Origin of the sequence: Bradyrhizobium manausense (assembly GCF_001440035.1) — a bacterium.
Lineage (GTDB): Bacteria > Pseudomonadota > Alphaproteobacteria > Rhizobiales > Xanthobacteraceae > Bradyrhizobium > Bradyrhizobium manausense.
The window spans coordinates 50,683-67,043 of the sequence record NZ_LJYG01000062.1; the positions used below are offsets into that span (position 1 = coordinate 50,683).

13 protein-coding genes are annotated in these 16,361 nt (G+C 57.5%); 5 read left to right on the forward strand and 8 right to left on the reverse strand.

The window, feature by feature from the left end:
• The first annotated feature begins 79 nt into the window (after positions 1-79).
• Both AOQ71_RS15755 and asnB read left to right on the forward strand, forming a co-directional pair.
• Entirely contained in the window at positions 80-1,003 is a 924-nt protein-coding gene (locus tag AOQ71_RS15755) for a thioesterase domain-containing protein (protein WP_057747596.1), read from the forward strand.
• 75 nt (positions 1,004-1,078) lie between these two features.
• Positions 1,079-2,746 carry an asparagine synthase B gene (asnB, locus tag AOQ71_RS15760; protein WP_057747597.1) on the forward strand — a complete coding sequence of 556 codons (1,668 nt, stop codon included), beginning with the start codon at positions 1,079-1,081 and terminating at the stop codon, positions 2,744-2,746.
• Between the two features lie 58 nt (positions 2,747-2,804).
• On the opposite strand, the gene AOQ71_RS15765 is transcribed toward asnB, so the two are convergent.
• The 4 genes from AOQ71_RS15765 to AOQ71_RS15780 all read right to left on the reverse strand — a co-directional run bounded on the left by AOQ71_RS15765 (position 2,805) and on the right by AOQ71_RS15780 (position 7,125).
• Entirely contained in the window at positions 2,805-3,797 is a 993-nt protein-coding gene (locus AOQ71_RS15765; protein WP_057748029.1) for an NAD-dependent epimerase/dehydratase family protein, read from the reverse strand.
• Positions 3,798-3,970: 173 nt separating this feature from the next.
• Positions 3,971-5,233 (reverse strand): UDP-N-acetyl-D-mannosamine dehydrogenase, encoded by a 1,263-nt coding sequence (gene wecC, locus AOQ71_RS15770; RefSeq protein WP_057747598.1) that lies wholly within the window; start codon positions 5,231-5,233, stop codon positions 3,971-3,973.
• Entirely contained in the window at positions 5,226-6,350 is a 1,125-nt protein-coding gene (gene wecB, locus AOQ71_RS15775; protein ID WP_057747599.1) for a non-hydrolyzing UDP-N-acetylglucosamine 2-epimerase, read from the reverse strand. The genes wecC and wecB overlap by 8 nt, the downstream gene beginning before the upstream one ends.
• Position 6,351: 1 nt before the next feature.
• Positions 6,352-7,125 (reverse strand): WecB/TagA/CpsF family glycosyltransferase, encoded by a 774-nt coding sequence (locus tag AOQ71_RS15780; protein ID WP_057747600.1) that lies wholly within the window; start codon positions 7,123-7,125, stop codon positions 6,352-6,354.
• Between the two features lie 121 nt (positions 7,126-7,246).
• On the opposite strand from AOQ71_RS15780, the gene AOQ71_RS15785 reads away from it, so the two are divergent.
• The gene (locus AOQ71_RS15785; protein WP_083514238.1) at positions 7,247-8,200 is read left to right on the forward strand and encodes a glycosyltransferase family 2 protein; all 954 of its coding nucleotides are present in this window, start codon (positions 7,247-7,249) and stop codon (positions 8,198-8,200) included.
• On the opposite strand, the gene AOQ71_RS15790 is transcribed toward AOQ71_RS15785, so the two are convergent.
• The 4 genes from AOQ71_RS15790 to AOQ71_RS15805 form a co-directional block, all read right to left on the reverse strand.
• Positions 8,197-9,195 (reverse strand): hypothetical protein, encoded by a 999-nt coding sequence (locus AOQ71_RS15790; RefSeq protein ID WP_245316894.1) that lies wholly within the window; start codon positions 9,193-9,195, stop codon positions 8,197-8,199. The genes AOQ71_RS15785 and AOQ71_RS15790 overlap by 4 nt on opposite strands.
• Before the next feature lie 219 nt (positions 9,196-9,414).
• The gene (gene rfbA / locus AOQ71_RS15795) at positions 9,415-10,296 is read right to left on the reverse strand and encodes a glucose-1-phosphate thymidylyltransferase RfbA (RefSeq protein ID WP_057747601.1); all 882 of its coding nucleotides are present in this window, start codon (positions 10,294-10,296) and stop codon (positions 9,415-9,417) included.
• Entirely contained in the window at positions 10,205-11,197 is a 993-nt protein-coding gene (gene rfbD, locus AOQ71_RS15800; RefSeq protein ID WP_057747602.1) for a dTDP-4-dehydrorhamnose reductase, read from the reverse strand. The genes rfbA and rfbD overlap by 92 nt, the downstream gene beginning before the upstream one ends.
• Before the next feature lie 145 nt (positions 11,198-11,342).
• Positions 11,343-11,621, reverse strand: coding sequence for a hypothetical protein (locus AOQ71_RS15805; RefSeq protein ID WP_157083533.1), 279 nt, complete (start codon positions 11,619-11,621; stop codon positions 11,343-11,345).
• Positions 11,622-11,948: 327 nt separating this feature from the next.
• Here AOQ71_RS15805 and AOQ71_RS15810 point away from each other — a divergent pair, with 327 nt between their 5' ends.
• Both AOQ71_RS15810 and AOQ71_RS15815 read left to right on the forward strand, forming a co-directional pair.
• Positions 11,949-14,282: a Wzz/FepE/Etk N-terminal domain-containing protein gene (locus tag AOQ71_RS15810; protein WP_057747604.1), complete on the forward strand. Its 2,334-nt coding sequence runs from the start codon at positions 11,949-11,951 to the stop codon at positions 14,280-14,282.
• 79 nt (positions 14,283-14,361) lie between these two features.
• Positions 14,362-16,347, forward strand: a complete 1,986-nt coding sequence (locus AOQ71_RS15815) for a hypothetical protein (RefSeq protein ID WP_063958238.1) — start codon at positions 14,362-14,364, stop codon at positions 16,345-16,347.
• Positions 16,348-16,361 lie beyond the last annotated feature (14 nt).

A 16,361-nucleotide genomic window follows, 5' to 3' on the forward strand; every position in this document is an offset into this window, starting at 1 on the left:
CGAGTGGAGAGAAGCGGCTGGAGGGCCGAGGCGGAGGACGCACTTTAGTGGTCAACGCCTGCGCGAGAGGTTGATTGTAATGGATGCTGCCGCACTGCTGTCGACGCTTCGATCCCGAGACGTGAAGCTGTGGATTGAGAATGCCCAGCTCAGGTGCAGCGCGCCGGTGGGGGCGCTCGACCTCGCATTGCGCGAAGCGCTGAAGGGCCGTAAGGACGAGATAATCGCCTTGCTGCGCCAGGCGGAGGCGCTGCAGAGCGGACCTGTCTCCATTGTTCCGATTAAGCCAGAGGGAAGCAGGGCGCCGATTTTCGCGGTATCCGGTCACGCTGGCGATGTCTTTTGTCTTTTGCCATTGGCACGCCACCTGGATGCTGCGCAGCCGGTTATCGGCGTTCAGCCACCAGGGCTCGACGGGACCGAACCTTTGCATTCCATCGAAGCGCTGGCACGCTATGAGATCGAGCAGATACGCCGGTATCGGCCTCACGGCCCCTATCGAATTGCGGGCCACTGTGCTGGCGGGACCCTTGCATTCGAGGTTGCACAACAGCTCGTCGCCGCGGGGCATGAGGTCTCCCTCCTCGCGCTCATCGGCAGCCCATTTCCCGCGGTGTTCGGGCGCACCTCACTGCTGTGGGTTCGCCTTGCCGGCTATGCGACTGCGCTGGCGCCCGCAGAGTTCTTACGCAGACTGCGGCAACGACTGGAGCGGCAACGGGCCCAAGCACTCATGGACCCCGCTGCACGAAGGGCGAGGGAACGGGTCGAAAGCGCCACCGTAGCGGCGGTCCGCAAATACGCGCCGCGCCCTTATCCAGGTCATATCGACCTATTTGTCACGGGCGACAAGTGGCATCGATCCCACCAATGGGGACGATTTGCCCGAAGCCTGCGCGAGCATCACGTTGGCGACTACCCCGTCAATGACCTCTTGCTCGGACCCAAAGTCAGCCTCCTTGCTGCTTCACTTCAACGAAGGCTAGATCAACTTCAGAATTAGCATTGCATAATCCTTTTCACGCCGCGGATCCGGTCTTCGAGCAATCGATTTTTTCCAAGCAATAGGACAAACATCGTGTGCGGCTTTGTCGGACTTTTCGAATTTAAGGAATCGCTGGAATTTGCGCGCGCCCGCGCCCTCGATATGGCCAAGACCATCCGACATCGGGGCCCAGACTGGAGTGGAGTTTACGTAAACGATCGCGCGGTGCTTGCTCACGAGCGACTTTCAATCGTCGATATCGACCACGGCGCGCAGCCCCTCATCGATTCAAGTGCCCGCCGCGTGCTCGCCGTGAATGGGGAGATCTACAACCACCTCGCGTTGCGTCAAGAGCTGAAGCGCACCCACCCGTGGACGACGAATTCAGATTGCGAAATCATTCTGTACCTATACGACGAATATGGGCCTGCCGTATGCAAAATGTTAAGTGGCATCTTCGCGTTTGCATTGTTTGACGAAAGGCAGAATGAATTTTTCATTGCCCGAGATCATCTGGGCATTGTTCCTCTCTATATAGGATGGGGCATCGACGGCACGAGCTACGTCGCAAGCGAAATGAAGGCGCTGGATGACGTATGCGAAACGATCCAAGAGTTCCCACCGGGCCACTATTACACAAGTCGCGATAGACAGTTCGTGAAGTGGTACGATCCCGAGTGGGCACACACGGTCCCCGCGCGAAAGGTCTCTTTACCGGCCCTGCGAGCGGCTCTTGACTCCGCAGTCAAACAGCAGCTGATGTGCGATGTCCCGTATGGCGTGCTCATATCAGGTGGCTTGGATTCGTCGCTAATCGCCGCAATCGTCGCGCAGCATCGCTTCAAGAGAATTGAAACGGGAGAAGTCGAGGAGGCATGGTGGCCGCGGCTCCACTCGTTCTCGGTCGGCCTCGAAGGGGCTCCGGACATGCAGTATGCACGGAAGGTGGCGGCGCACATTGGTACCGTGCATCACGAGATCATCTTCACGATCGAGGAGGGCCTCGATGCCCTCAAGGACGTTATCCGCCATCTCGAAACCTTTGATGTCACATCGATCCGCGCGGCCACTCCGATGTACCTGATGGCCCGCAGGATAAAATCGATGGGAATCAAGATGGTCCTCTCGGGGGAAGGCGCCGACGAAGTGTTCGGAGGGTACCTGTATTTTCACATGGCCCCGACCGCCGAGGAGTTCCACCAGGAAACGGTACGCAAGCTATTCGCGCTCAGCAAATATGATTGTTGTCGCGCCAACAAGGCCACGGCAGCGTGGGGGGTGGAGACACGCGTACCGTTCCTGGATAAGGATTTTCTGGATTACGCAATGTCCATAGACCCCGCCGACAAGATGTGTCCGGGCAAAAGAATTGAAAAGTACATACTGCGGGAGGCATTTCGGGATCTCCTCCCGGAAGACGTCCTGTGGCGCCAGAAGGAGCAGTTCTCGGACGGAGTCGGGTACAACTGGATTGATTGCCTGAAGCAACAGGCGGCGCAAACAGTCACCGATGAGATGCTGGCCCAGGCCGCGGATCGCTTTCCGAAGCAAACGCCGACCTCGAAGGAGGGATATCTCTATAGAATGATCTTTGACAGCATCTTCAAGAACCCGACGGCTTGTTTGACTGTACCTGTCGGGCCGTCCATTGCGTGTTCGAGCCCCGCTGCGTTCCGCTGGTCGCAGGAATTCACAAAGATGGATGATCCATCCGGCAGAGCCGTCAAGGGGATCCACGTGTGTGCCATCGATGCCATCTGAGCAGCGCCAGAACGCGCAGCGATACTCTCGACAGATCACGGCAGGCGGTTAGCGGGAGTTACGAGGCCAACTCGGATCTGTGACGATCTGCCGCGAGTCCACGCTCGAGCCGCCACCATTTCACCAGTTCGGCAAGACCCTTTTCGAGCGACATGGACGCACGGAAGTCCAGTAACCGCTCCGCCTTCCCAGTTGAAGCGCACCAACGCGGCACAGGGCTGGCGCAACGCTCGCGAGCGAACTCTGGGGCCAGTCCGCGACGCCCCATTATCTCTACGAGCACCTCCGCGAGTTGCGTTAGGCTGGTCTCCGTACCGCTCCCCACGTTGAATACCTCGTCGGTGACATGAGCCTTGGCCGCAAGTATGTTGGCGCGGCCAACGTCACGTACGTGCACAAAATCCATCGTCTGCTGACCATCGCCGAAGATGATAGGAGGCCATCCCGCCTCAATTCGCTCCATCCAACGAATCAGCATTTCAGTGTAGCGGCCGTGAATGCCCATTCGACTGCCATAGACGTTGAAGTATCGGAGCGCGACGTAGTCCAGACCATACATCTCGTTATAGGCGCGCAACAATCCCTCGCTAAAAGCCTTCCCCGCACCATGAAGAGTACGGTTCCGGTAAGGCGCTTCACGCTCCGTGGTTGGCAGCTCCTCTGCCGAGCCGTACACGGAAGCTGAAGAGGCCGCTATGACCTTCTCGACGTCGTGCTTCACACAAAGCTCAAGCAGTTCGAACGTGCCAGTTACCATTACCTCCATGAAGAGGCGCGGCTCCGCAGCACAACGGGCATTGCGTAATGCGGCCTGGTGAAAGACTATGTCAGTCGACTTGGTCAACGCTGCCATCAGCTTGATATCACGCACGTCGCCATGTACCACCCGCACCGGTCCTCGAGTCAGCGCCCTTCGCAGGTTTTCCGGTCGACCCGTTAGCATGTTGTCGAGTGCCACGATCTCGATGCAGCCCTCCTCGCACAGCAGATCGACGATATGCGATCCGATGAAGCCGGAAGCGCCCGTGACGAGAATGCGCTTGCCCTTCAGATCACTCAACGCCACTCTCCTTTAATCTGCAACTAGGCATCTAAACATCCTAAGCCGGAGGTATTCGCGACCCTCGCTTTGCAAGCCTTGGCGGTTTTCTCGATGATTACCAAGGTATCGGGACAAGCCATTGACATGAAGCGGGTCCATCTCGGTGATCAACATCGGAGGGACTACGCCCTCATCGGCATATCCTGCCAGATGCCGCGCGTATCGATGACGTCGAGATGACGGCGTTCAGCTAAGGGGACCATCTTGAATTCATCGTGATCGACAAGAATGATGGCCACCTCACAGCTTCGTAGCGCTTCGTCGATACTCACAAAGCCGACCCGGCAATCAGCCAATTCCGGTGGCAAGCGTCGAAGATTTGGCTCGACCACCTTTATGCGCGAACCATACTTTCCCGCTAGATGTAAAACTATTTCCAGCGCCGGGCTCTCGCGCAAGTCGTCGACATTGGCTTTGAAGGTCAAGCCACAGCAGGCGATGTTGGCGTAAGAATTCTCCTCGATCAGCGCCTCCGCACGCTCGATGACCGTGCGCGTCTTGGTCTTGTTCACTTCGCGGCTCATCCGCATGATACGCGCCAGATCGGGTGCAGAGTCGATTATGAACCAGGGGTCCACCGCAATGCAGTGCCCTCCCACGCCCGGGCCAGGCCGTAGCACGTTCACTCGCGGGTGGCGATTTGCAATGTCGATCACCTCCCACACGTTGATCTCCAACCTATCGCAAATCAACGAAAGCTCGTTTGCGAACGCGATGTTGGTGTCGCGGAAGGCATTTTCCGTTAGCTTCACCAGCTCAGCCGCCCGCGCCGTCGTGCCGACGCAAGCACCACGAACAAACATCTTATAGAAGCGTTGGGCGCGGCGTGTGCACGCCGGGGTGATGCCGCCAATGCAACGGTCATTGTTGGCAAGCTCGGTCAAGATGCGCCCCGGCAACACGCGCTCCGGACAATACGCGACGTAGATCGCGCCGTTCTCCTTGCCGTTGGTGCCGATGTGCAGGTCTGGCCTCCGTTCACCAATCCGTTTTGCGATTGCTTCAGTCGTTCCGATCGGAGAGGTGGACTCGAGGATTACTAGATTACCAGGTGTAAGTAGGTCGACGATGCTCTCGATGGCAGCATCCACGCTTGATAGATCCGGGCGATTTTCTCCGTCAATTGGCGTCGGCACTGCGATGATGAAAACATCGGCCGGTTGGGGCTTGCAGGAGGTCGCGAGCGCTCCACTCGAGACGACCTTCGAAACCAGCCCGTCCAAGTCGGGCTCAGCAATGTGGATCTTACCGGATCCGACGGTGTCCACGATGCGCTCGTTGGTATCAACTCCAACGACCCGTAAACCGCGGCTCGCGATCAGCGCAGCGGTCGGCAGTCCAATATAGCCGAGACCAAGAACTGCGACTTTGGCAAATTCAGGCATCGAGTAGAACTTTCACGATTCGCTCGCTCGCATGGCCATCCCCGAATGGATTGTGAGAGCGCGCCATTGATGCATAAATTTCATCGTCATCCAGCAGACGGAATGTTTCGCCCACAATTCGCTCGTGGCTCGCGCCGACAAGGCGGGCGGTTCCTGCCTCAATGCCTTCCGGCCTCTCGGTCGTGTCACGCATGACGAGCACCGGCTTTCCGAACGTCGGCGCCTCTTCTTGCACGCCACCAGAATCGGTTAGGACGAGATATGACAGTGATAGCAGACTGACAAAGTCGGTGTATTCCTGAGGGGAAATGAGCACGACGCGCGGGTGATTGGAGAACCTGCTAACGAACACGTCCCTAACGTTTGGATTCGGGTGAACAGGCAGAACCACCGCAACATCCTCTCGTGCAAGGATTGTCTCCAATGCAGCTACGATGTTGAGAACTCCGCCTCCGAAATTCTCACGCCGATGACACGTGACCAGGATAATACGGCGGTTTCCGTGGCACTGCCTAATCTCGTTCCATCGCGCCGAAAGCGTGGGATCGCCTTCAACCCTGGCCTTCGCAAGGATCAGCGCATCAACGACAGTGTTGCCTGTCACATGAATCCGGTTTGTCGGGATATTCTCGGATCGCAAGGCCTGCGCGGCCCGCTCGGTCGGCGCAAAATGTTGGTCCGCAATCGAGCCAACAATTTTTCGGTTCACCTCCTCGGGCCATGGGGCGAAGATATCTCCACTTCTTAATCCAGCCTCGACATGCGAGACGGGAATTCTGTGGTAGTAAGCAGAAAGCGCTCCCGTCATCGCAGTCGCCGTATCGCCCTGAACGATGACCCTTGTGGGCCTGACTTTCTCGAGCATGTCCCCGATCTGAGCCAATAACCGGGCCGTGAGATGATCGAGGGTCTGGTTGCTTGTCATTATGTCCAGATCGAAATCCGGTATGACTTCGGCCAACTTGAGAACCTGATCGAGCAACTGCCGGTGCTGAGCCGTCGCGCAGACGGTGATCGCGACGTCCTTTCTGTTTTCTGACTTCAGTCGATTGATCACTGGAAAGAGTTTGATCGCCTCCGGCCGGGTCCCCAGCAGGATCAGGAAATGCTTCTGCATCTCATCCTCCGACTTGGCTGGGCGGGAGTGCTCCTTGTACGCTCGATCGCATGATCATCGCCTGCGCTAGCATGGCCGCAAACAGAGTATTGGTCCTTGCGTAACGCCACCACATGCGCCGGGGCTCCTGATAGATCCGATACAGCCACTCAAGGCCGAGCTGCTGGATGAGAACCGGTGCTCGTCGTACCACGCCGGAAAGAATATCAAACGCGCCACCGACCCCCATAATGTAGGGTACGCCGAGTTCGTCGCGGTGAGCCGCGAGAAATCGCTCTTTGCGCGGCGTGGGCATTCCAATAAAAAGGCAGTCGGCCCCGCTCGATCGGATCTTTCGGACAATCTCGCGCTCTTCGCGATCATCGAAGTAGCCATCCGTCCAACCGGCGAAGACGAGGGCAGGATGCTTGTCGCGGACGCGACGAACGGCCTGATCGAGCACGGCGGGAGTGGCTCCCAAGAAATATGGTCTGAAACCATCCTCAGCACAGACCTTCAGCAATTCGCAAAGGAGGTCCACGCCAGCCACGCGCGAGGTGACCGGAAGCCCAAGTGCTCGCGCGGCCCAGACGATTCCCATGCCGTCGATGCCGACGATGTCGCTGCTGGCCACATCCGCGGCGAGCACTGCATCGGAGCGCATGTTGACGAACTTGGCGACGTTCAGTGCGACGTGCTGCAGTCGCTTTCGTGTCCGCATGGCTTGACGCCCAAGTTCAACGGTCTCGTCCATCGTGAGAATATCAATGGGGCAATCCAGAAAAGATGCACGCATGGGAACCCCTAATCCGACCGACCTAATCAAAACATTATAGATTTAAATTTATAATACATATAATGTCCAGCACAATTTAATATGCGAGCGATCTAAAATCAGCGAAAAAATGAGGCGACGAATGGCCGAAAAAAAGCCGGATACAAGCGCCTGGAGTAGCGGCGCCACCCCGCCCAAGATTAAACCGACGGTCTCGGTCATTATTCCGCATTTAAATCAAGCTGAGGCGCTGGAGATTTGCCTCTGCAGCCTCGATCGCCAGCTGCTGGACCGCGACAAGTTTGAGGTCATTGTGGTCGATAACGGTTCCGCAACAGTTCCGATCGATGCCATTGTTAGGCACCCAGGCGCAACACTGCTCCGCGAGATCACCCCGGGCCCAGGACCTGCACGCAACACCGGCGTGGAATTGGCGAGAGGCGAAATCCTTGCATTCATCGACGCCGATTGCAGGGCAGACCCGAATTGGCTGAGCAGCATTGTCGACGCACTGACCGTGTCTCCGCCTGGCACGATCTTGGGAGGAGACGTTCGGATCTGGCACCCGGCAGAAACTGCCGTCAGCGCTATCGCCGCATATGAAAGCGTGTTTGCCTACCGGTTCAAACTATATATTGAACGGCACGGCTACTCCGGGACAGGCAACATGGCGGTCTTTCGTCGCGACTTCGAGCGCGTGGGCCGCTTCGCGGGAGTCGACGTTGCTGAAGACATGGAATGGGGACAGCGTGCGGTTTGCGCCGGCCTTCGTTTTCAATACACCCCAGGTATGATCGTCTATCACCCCGCACGCAATTCCCTGCGGGAATTGTACGCCAAATGGGATCGGCAAATTGCTCACTATCGAAACATGAGAGAACGAGATCCGGCATGGCGACTGCGCTGGATTGCACAGGCGCTGCTGGTATTAGCCTCCCCCGCATCGGGCGTCGTCACCATCATGATGAGCGACCGTCTCGCGGGTGGCGCGGCCCGCCTCAAGGCGACCGCCGTTCTCTGCGCGGTGAGAACGCATCGCGCCATTGCGATGTTTGCACATCTGCGCAGCAGACGGTCTGTGATTTGGAACCGCTAGATCGTATCTCGTTCCACGGAGATATCGCTAAACGCCTGATCATGCGTAAGCTCGCGCATGTCGACACGTTGACCAAACGACCACAAGATCCAGCCAAGTTCGTAGCTGCGACATTCGAGGCGGAGCCGCACATCCAAATTGTCGATCAACCCCGTCTCGCGTCCCAAGTAGGCGTTCTTCAACGCGCGACACATCCTCGGAATCCTACTTGTGTATTCCCGCGCGCGAACGTGCGAGCGCACCGTCAATCCGAGTTTGGGCACAAGCATGGAGCGGCCGAGCTGATTCTGCCCGAGACCCCATTTGAAGCCGTTCGCTAGTGCCTCTCGTGCGCCTCGCACGTTGTGGCGCTCCGCCAATTCCAACAGCGCGGGGCCCATGCCAAATTGATGAACGGAATAGATTTCGTAGAAGTCGAGTACGCGGCCAGTCGTCGCATCGAAGAACCAGGGCCATTCGCCTTGGGGCCCCTGGAGGGCGATCAGCTTGCGTACGCACTTGTCGGCCAAATGAATGGCATAGCCATCTCTGACGAAATCTCCGTATTCATAGCAGCCCATGGCGAGATAAATCTGTGTCGCGAACGAAGCGAAGCGCCGCCGAAAGCCGAATGGCGTGTCAAAAAATAATCCTGATTCGCTCCGAAAGCGATGGCTGAGGAAACGGAACAGCGGATCGGCAAATACAGCCCACTCGTTCTCACCAGCTCGCGTTTGCGCTACCACCCCTATCAGCAGCATTCCCAAATCTTGGGCCCGGAAGCTCTTCCAGCGCGTCTGATCGGTCAAGATCGCTCTCACCTTCCGCTTCACCGGCTCAGGTAGCGCGAATCCGAGCTCGGCCGCAGCCCAAAGTGCCATGCCAAAAGCATATTTCGCAACCGGAAGCCGAGTGAGCTCATCGACGTTCCGATCGAATATTTGTGCCAGATCGATATCGTCCGGAATGTCCCGTACGCGCGACATGCCAAGGAGGACGTTGAGCGTGTAAAACACGTCGCTGTGCGGGAGAGACTCATTCGGCGAAGCACGTCCATCGAGATGATAGATGTGAGACCATCTGCCCTTCTCGGAGATCCAGCATTGTCGTAGACCCCTGAGAGCATAATCAATCATGGGCGCGTTGCGCGAGACCGGTCTGTTGACCAGGTGTCTCAAGGGGGTGACGCAGCCGTTCTGAATTCTTTCCACCGGACCAACATTCCTTGTGTTAAGTTAGGATAGGCCGTGGACGCTCACCAGTTCGGTGAGGTACTTGCCGTAGCCACTCTTTTCCAGCGGAGCAGCCAGTGTCATGAGCTCGTTCCGGTCGATGAAACCTTGTCTGAACGCCACTTCTTCCGGGCAGCCCACCTTCATTCCCTGTCGATGCTCCAGCGTCTGCACAAAGCCGGCGGCTTCAGTGAGCGACTCGACAGTCCCAGTGTCTAGCCAGGCAAAGCCTCGCCCCATGCGCTCCACGTGAAGTGCGCCAGCCGCAAGATAGCGCATCTGCAGATCGGTTATTTCGAGCTCTCCACGCACCGAGGGCTCTATCCGTCGGGCGTACTGCGCGACCCGGCTGTCGAAGAAATAAAGTCCCGTAATCGCCCAATTCGAAACAGGCCGTTTGGGCTTCTCCTCAATCCGCACCGGGCGATCCGCTTCATCAAATGTCACGACCCCGTACCGCTCCGGATCTCGGACATGGTACGCGAAGACGGTTGCTCCTTGCTCCCGTTCCGCGGCCCTAGCGAGCAGCTGGGTGAGACTATTTCCGAAAAAGATGTTGTCTCCGAGAATCATCGCTACACGATCGCTTCCGATGAAGTCGGCGCCCACGATAAAGGCGTCGGCAAGGCCGGCCGGCCGGGGCTGCTCCGCGTAGCTGAGCTGAATGCCCCATTGTCGACCGCTGCCCAGCAGCCGCTCGAATTGGGGACGATCGGACGGTGTGGTGATCAGCAAGATATCCCTAATGCCCGCCAACATCAAAGTTGATAGCGGGTAGTAGATCATCGGCTTATCATAAACCGGGAGCAACTGTTTGCTGACCACCCGTGTGATCGGATACAGCCGCGTTCCGCTGCCTCCAGCTAGAACAATTCCTTTCAGCATCCGCTTCTCCCGCTGTGCTAAGTAATTCAGTGAGGCAGACATCAAGCGAATGCTGCCAAGCTCCCAACCTGACCCCGAATACGCGTTCAGCCTTGGACGAATCCAGGCGCGAGTTCCGTGGCCTGCGCGCCGAGGTCGGGTACTCGTCCGTTGTGACCGCTTCGAGCTTGGGAACCGGGATTCCGCGACGGGAGAGCCCATTAAAGATCGCCTCTGCAAACCCATACCAAGACGTTTCACCTTGCCCGACGAGATGAAATATTCCCGCGCTCGTCCTTCGATCGATCGACGGTAGCCGCGCAATCACCTGGAGAAGACCCGTCGCCAAGTCGAACGCAGATGTTGGATTGCCAACTTGGTCTCCGACAACCCGAACGACAGGTCGCGTCTCAGCTAGGCGCAGCATGGTGCGAACGAAATTGGCACCGTACGGGCTGTACAGCCACGAGCACCTGACGATGGTTGCTAGTGGATGCGCTGCCAGCACCGCCGCTTCGCTCGCCAACTTCGAGGCGCCATACACATTCAACGGGGCTGGAATATCGGATTCATCGTAAGCGTCGGGCTTGGTGCCGCTGAATACATAGTCGGTCGAAAGATGTACGAACGGAATGTTCATCTGCCAAGCGACGTCAGCCAACGCAGCTGCACCGTCGCGATTGACGCTGAACGCTTTGGCAACTTCGCTTTCTGCTTGGTCAACCGCAGTATATGCAGCCGCATTGATGATGACGGATGGCCAGATCGACGCGACGAGCTTGTCGATGTCCTGGCGGGCTTCTAAATCGAGGTCCGGCCGCCCGAGTGCCACTATCGGCCGCCCATGGTGGCAAGCAACCTCATGAAGACACCTGGCCAACTGTCCTTTGCGGCCCGTGACTAGAATGGGTCTCTGCGCCATTTTGAGTCCTCAATCTTGGCCAGCCAGGAGACCTAGACAGACATTCTCCGCCATAGATCGCCCAGCGAGCGCGCTCATCATCAGCCGACACGTGCGTAGTCGGAACCGGATTTGCTGCGAAGGAACGCGACTCTCGGCTTGGCAATCATCGGTCTTCGTGTTTCCAGCCGTTGCAGTGCGCAACCTCGTGTTCGCGGACGCGCGCCTGATCTTCCATTGAGCTCACCCGCCCGATCTTGGGAACAATAATCAAACATCCTCCAGAGCCCCACATAGAGCAGCCGAAGATCTGCTTTCCTTCGGCGGCTGCCGCACCGAGGGTCCGACAGAGCAAATCGATTTGCGGAAGAGACAACTCCAGCTCCACCATTCCGGGGGGAGCGGGTGCAATCCAGGCAGGCGGCGGAGATTGAATATCGATCATTTCACACCTCCCCGAGACACGCGCTCCGGCCGGAGCCGTAAAATAATGAGGCTCACGACCCCATTAACCCGCACGCGCTCCGACATCATTGAATTTTGCCACTCTCTTTAAATATAAGCAGGAAACAAAATAGTTCAGAGAACGCCGATACTTGACGCAATCTCAACGAAACTCGGCGCGGCCATCGTCATTGGATGGCGACCTTAATAACAGATTAATATTTAATTTTGCAACTGGATTTTTATAATATATGATTTAATACGAAATGGGCAGCAGCCTCCCCCTGCACTGTCGCAATGACGGCGCGATCCGCTTCAAAGGTACCCGATGCTCCAGAGCAATCTTCTACACACCGAGAGAACGCGCGTCGCGCTGAGCGGTCAGAGTTCGTTCGATCAGCCGGACAGCGGCGGATTTGGAGACCTTGTCAAACTTGCAGTCAGCTTTTTGAGGAGGCAGTACATCGTGATCGCTGTTACTGTCGTCCTTGCATGCGCCGCCAGCGTGCTTTACTTGCGATTGGCCCCTCCTACCTACACGGCGCAGGCCCAGGTTCTGCTTGGAATTCCCAGGGCACAGTTCGTGCAGCAACAGTCTCTTCTTGCCGAACCGGCCTTCGACGTCACTCAAATCGAGACGCAGCTTCAGATCCTGAAATCAAAGGCGATCGCGACCAAGGTCTTCAATCAATTGAAGCTTGCCGACGACCCAGACTTCAATGGATCAAGTTCATCACTGCTTTCGTCGTGGCACTGGGCTCGAGCTCAGATTTCGGCTTCGAACAATCCTCCTCCATCGGATACAGAGGACGATCCGTCCGAAGGGGCCCTCGGGGTTTTCCTAAATCGACTCTCGGCAACTCGCGTCGGCGTGAGTAACGTAATCGAAATCAGCTTCAGTTCGAGTAGCGCTCCACGGGCGGCCGAGATCGTGAACGCGGTTGCTAACGCCTATGTCACCGATCAGCTGGACGCGAGGTTCGAAGCCAATCGGAGGGCAACGAGTTGGTTACAGGAGAGAATGCACGATCTTGGCGAGCAGGCTCTCACTGCCCAGCGCGCAGTCGATACCTACAAGGCCCAGAACAACATCGTCGCCTCCGACGGCAAATCAATCGACGAGCAACTGATCACCCAGCTCAACACTCGATTGGCCGCCGCGCGGGCTCAAACCTCTGAAGCCAGCGCGAAGTTAACGCGGTACGAAACTCTTCTCAGCTCAGATCCAGCAAGGCAACCACCGCTCGGCGGTCTCGATGCCATCGGAACAGACGCAACAAACAGTACAATTCTAACGACTCTCCGCCAGCAATATCTTGAACTCGCGCGTCGCGAGGCCGAGCTAGCTAGTCGGGTCGGTCGCGACCACTTGGCTGTCGTGAACATCCGCAACCGAATGCGGGAGTATCGAACCTCCATGTTCGATGAGGTCCGGCGCCTCGCCGAAATCAGCCGAAGCGAGGCCGAGCTCGCCAAGCAAAGACAACAGGAGATTGAGAAGCAGCTTGCCGAAGCCGTGTCAAAATCTCAATCGGTGAATTCCGCTGAACTCACGATTAGAGATCTGGAAAGCCGTGCAAAGGGCTTGCGCAGCTTGTACGAGAGCTTTCTGCAGCGCTACATGGGTTCAACGCAGCAGGAGACATTTCCAATTTCGGAGACGCGGGTGATCTTTGGCGCCTCACCGCCTCAAAGCAGGAGCAAACCAAAAACCAACCTCGTGCTGGGCCTCGGGATGTTTGCAGGGGTCGCTCTCGGAGTCCTCCTGGGGCTCCTGCGAGATGTCATGGACGGGGTCTTTCGTACGTCATCCCAGATCGAAGCCGGCCTCGAGCTACCCTGCTTGTGCCTTGTACCGGCATTGCAAGCTCCAAAGCCCTCGAAATCGCCTGCCAAGTCTTCGCAGGCGGAGGAAGACCTGCGCTCAAGGACGATCTCCAATGTTCCGGCGATTCATCGCGCGGTGGTCGAAATGCCGCTCTCCCGCTTCACCGAAGCTATCCGTTCCATCAAGCTTGCGGTGGACCACAGCCCGGCGAAGACTTCGAACCAGGTGATCGGGATAACCTCGGCCCTTCCCAATGAAGGCAAGACAACCATCGCAGCATCTCTGGCCCAGCTGATTGGGCACAGCGGAAAACGGGCCATCATCGTCGATTGCGACCTGAGGAACCCGTCCTTGACCGCAAGTATCTGTCCAAAAGCTTCTGCAGGCCTCATCGAGGTTTCCAATGGCAGTCGCTCGCTCGAGGACGTCATCTGGCGAGATCCGAAGACCAATCTCGTCTTCCTTCCGGCCGTGCGCCGCGGAGCACTATTTCATACAAGCGAAATTCTTTCCACGGAAGCCATCTGCAAGCTATTTGAGCGTCTGCGACAGACGTATGATTATGTGATCGTGGATCTTCCACCGCTCACTCCTCTGGTCGACGTGCGTGTAACATCTCCGCTGGTTGACTGTTACATTCTCGTGGTCGAATGGGGACGCACGAAGACCGATGTCGTTCAGCACGCCCTGCACACTGCACCGACCATTTCGGATTCGGTGATCGGAGCGGTTCTCAACAAAACCAACATCAAAGCAATGGCTCGCTACGACGCGTCTCGCAGCGACTACTACAACGACAGCCATTACATTCGATATGGCTTTTCCGACTCCTGAAACCGCAAACAAGGCCAGTGCGAAGTCCGGTTATCGTTGATTAAGCCGACCTCCGCCAGCAATACGGGGATGGTCTCTCATGATTTCCCGATTCACATTCTTTGCGCTACTCGTGGCGTTATCCTCGGCCATCGCTGTGTCCGAGGGCTTTAAAAGCCCAATTGTCGCATCGGTCATCATGGCCCCCTCGCTTCTGGCAGCGAGCGTTTTGGTCCCGTCATCTCTACTCGCTCGCTTTGTGAAGGTGCTGAATCCCCTCTCGATTGCGATCCTTGCGGCGCCGATCCTTTGGATGATTTTGCAGCTAGTTCCTGTTCCGGTGCAAGGCTGGGGTAACTCGATCTGGATAACTGCATCGGCTGCACTGAACGAACCGTTGGCCGAAAGAATCACGGTAGACATCCGGGCCACGGTGCTCTCGCTTGTTCAGTACAATGCCGTTTTGGCCACCGGTCTTGTCGCGGTGATCGTGGCGCTCGACAGACAGCGGGCTGCCGATTTCCTCTACGTCCTATTGTGCATCGCGAGCTGCGGAGCGGCGATATCACTGCTGTCGTGGGCCATGGAGTTCCGAAACGAGTTCGCGCCCGCATCAGAGGGCGGTCATGTCGCCCCTGTGTTAGGTACTCTGCTATCGTGCGCAGCTATCCTGCGCGAATTGGACGACGCGCGCCGCCGGCGCGAGCCCCGACCAGCCTTTATGCCCGCCAATTGGGCGTTGCCCGTGGCGCTTGCGTCCTTGTTGGTCTGCCTTCTGGCTCTTGTTCTCCGCGAGACCCCCACCGTCTTCATTGCCACTTTGCTTGGAGCGGAGCTGCTGCTTGCGATTCCAATCATTCGCAAATGGTCCTTGGGAATCTGGGGCAGTACCGGCGTCTTCGCAACAGCTACGCTGATCTTCGTCGCGTTTTTTACAGCCATCCCGGCCAAGAAGGATACGGATCTGACGATCGCGATAGCGACCCAAAGCCAGAGCGCAACCGAGCGGATGCTCCAGGATATTCGACCGACGGGGTTCGGGGCGGGCTCGTTCGGTTCAGTGCTACCAATCTATCGGGACATTGGCGTAAGCTCCATTCGCGAGCGCCCGACCGACGCGGCCTCAATCGCAATAGATATGGGACGGGTATTCTTCTGCGGCCTGCTTCTGGTCGTAGCGGTGACTGCCTGGACGCTGGTGAAGCGATCTCTGTCGCGCGGGCGCGACTATTTGTATCCTACGCTAGGCGCAGCGGCAGCGGTATCGGTAGCGGTAATAGGTCTCTCCGCCGGAGGGCTGACGGATTTAGGCCCATCACTGCTACTGGCCGGCCTCTTTGGGTTGGCATTCGGGCGGAGCTTGGCAGGTGCGGGGCATGAAACCAATTGTCCGCCGCCGCAAGAGCCGATCGATCGCAGGCACCTCCGATCAACTCTTCCGGCGCAGATGGGGCATCGCGTCCTCATGGTTTTGCTAGCCGTAGCGCTACTGTCGCAAACGATTTGGCTTCTTGCGGACCCGCGGTATTCCGACGACGCGATCCCTGCTTCGGCCGGCCACATCCTGAGAACAGTTATGCTTAGGGCGAGCTTGAGCGAGTCAGCGCAGGAGGAACAATCCGACCGCTGGCTTGTCCGTCGCAATTTCAACACAGGTGATCTGCTGTCAACGAAATCTCGCGTGACGGCGAGTCCCTCAGCCCTCCACCTGCTCATATCGCAGCTGCACTCTTCGCCGCTGCGTGGCGAGCTCTGGCTCCTCCTTGCGGCTGCCTCGGCCGAGACCGAGAAGCCCGAGTATGACATGGCCGGGCTCCTTAAGATGTCGTATTACACGACCCCTAACGAGGTCGACCTGTTTTCACTGCGGCTTTCTTTAGCGCTGTCTCGCGATGGACTCGTTAGAAACCCAGAATTGCGTGACCTCATCAAGAGGGACATTGAAATTGTCCTGACGCGGCAGCGCACTCTCGAACCAGCGCTCATGGCGGCCTACCGATCCGCCTCGGCGGGCGGCAAAGTTTTCGCCGAGAATCTCATGTCCGGACTGAATGCCAGCTACTCGCAGCAGAAGAAAACGGACTAGCGCCATGTCGGCGC

Coding starts and splice junctions, on each gene's coding strand:
- AOQ71_RS15815 (WP_063958238.1), top strand. CDS start 14,362: ATGATTTCCCGATTCACATTCTTTGCGCTACTCGTGGCGTTATCCTCG.
- rfbD (WP_057747602.1), bottom strand. CDS start 11,197: ATGGCGCAGAGACCCATTCTAGTCACGGGCCGCAAAGGACAGTTGGCC.
- rfbA (WP_057747601.1), bottom strand. CDS start 10,296: ATGCTGAAAGGAATTGTTCTAGCTGGAGGCAGCGGAACGCGGCTGTAT.
- AOQ71_RS15805 (WP_157083533.1), bottom strand. CDS start 11,621: ATGATCGATATTCAATCTCCGCCGCCTGCCTGGATTGCACCCGCTCCC.
- AOQ71_RS15810 (WP_057747604.1), top strand. CDS start 11,949: ATGCTCCAGAGCAATCTTCTACACACCGAGAGAACGCGCGTCGCGCTG.
- AOQ71_RS15785 (WP_083514238.1), top strand. CDS start 7,247: ATGGCCGAAAAAAAGCCGGATACAAGCGCCTGGAGTAGCGGCGCCACC.
- wecB (WP_057747599.1), bottom strand. CDS start 6,350: ATGCAGAAGCATTTCCTGATCCTGCTGGGGACCCGGCCGGAGGCGATC.
- AOQ71_RS15780 (WP_057747600.1), bottom strand. CDS start 7,125: ATGCGTGCATCTTTTCTGGATTGCCCCATTGATATTCTCACGATGGAC.
- AOQ71_RS15755 (WP_057747596.1), top strand. CDS start 80: ATGGATGCTGCCGCACTGCTGTCGACGCTTCGATCCCGAGACGTGAAG.
- wecC (WP_057747598.1), bottom strand. CDS start 5,233: ATGCCTGAATTTGCCAAAGTCGCAGTTCTTGGTCTCGGCTATATTGGA.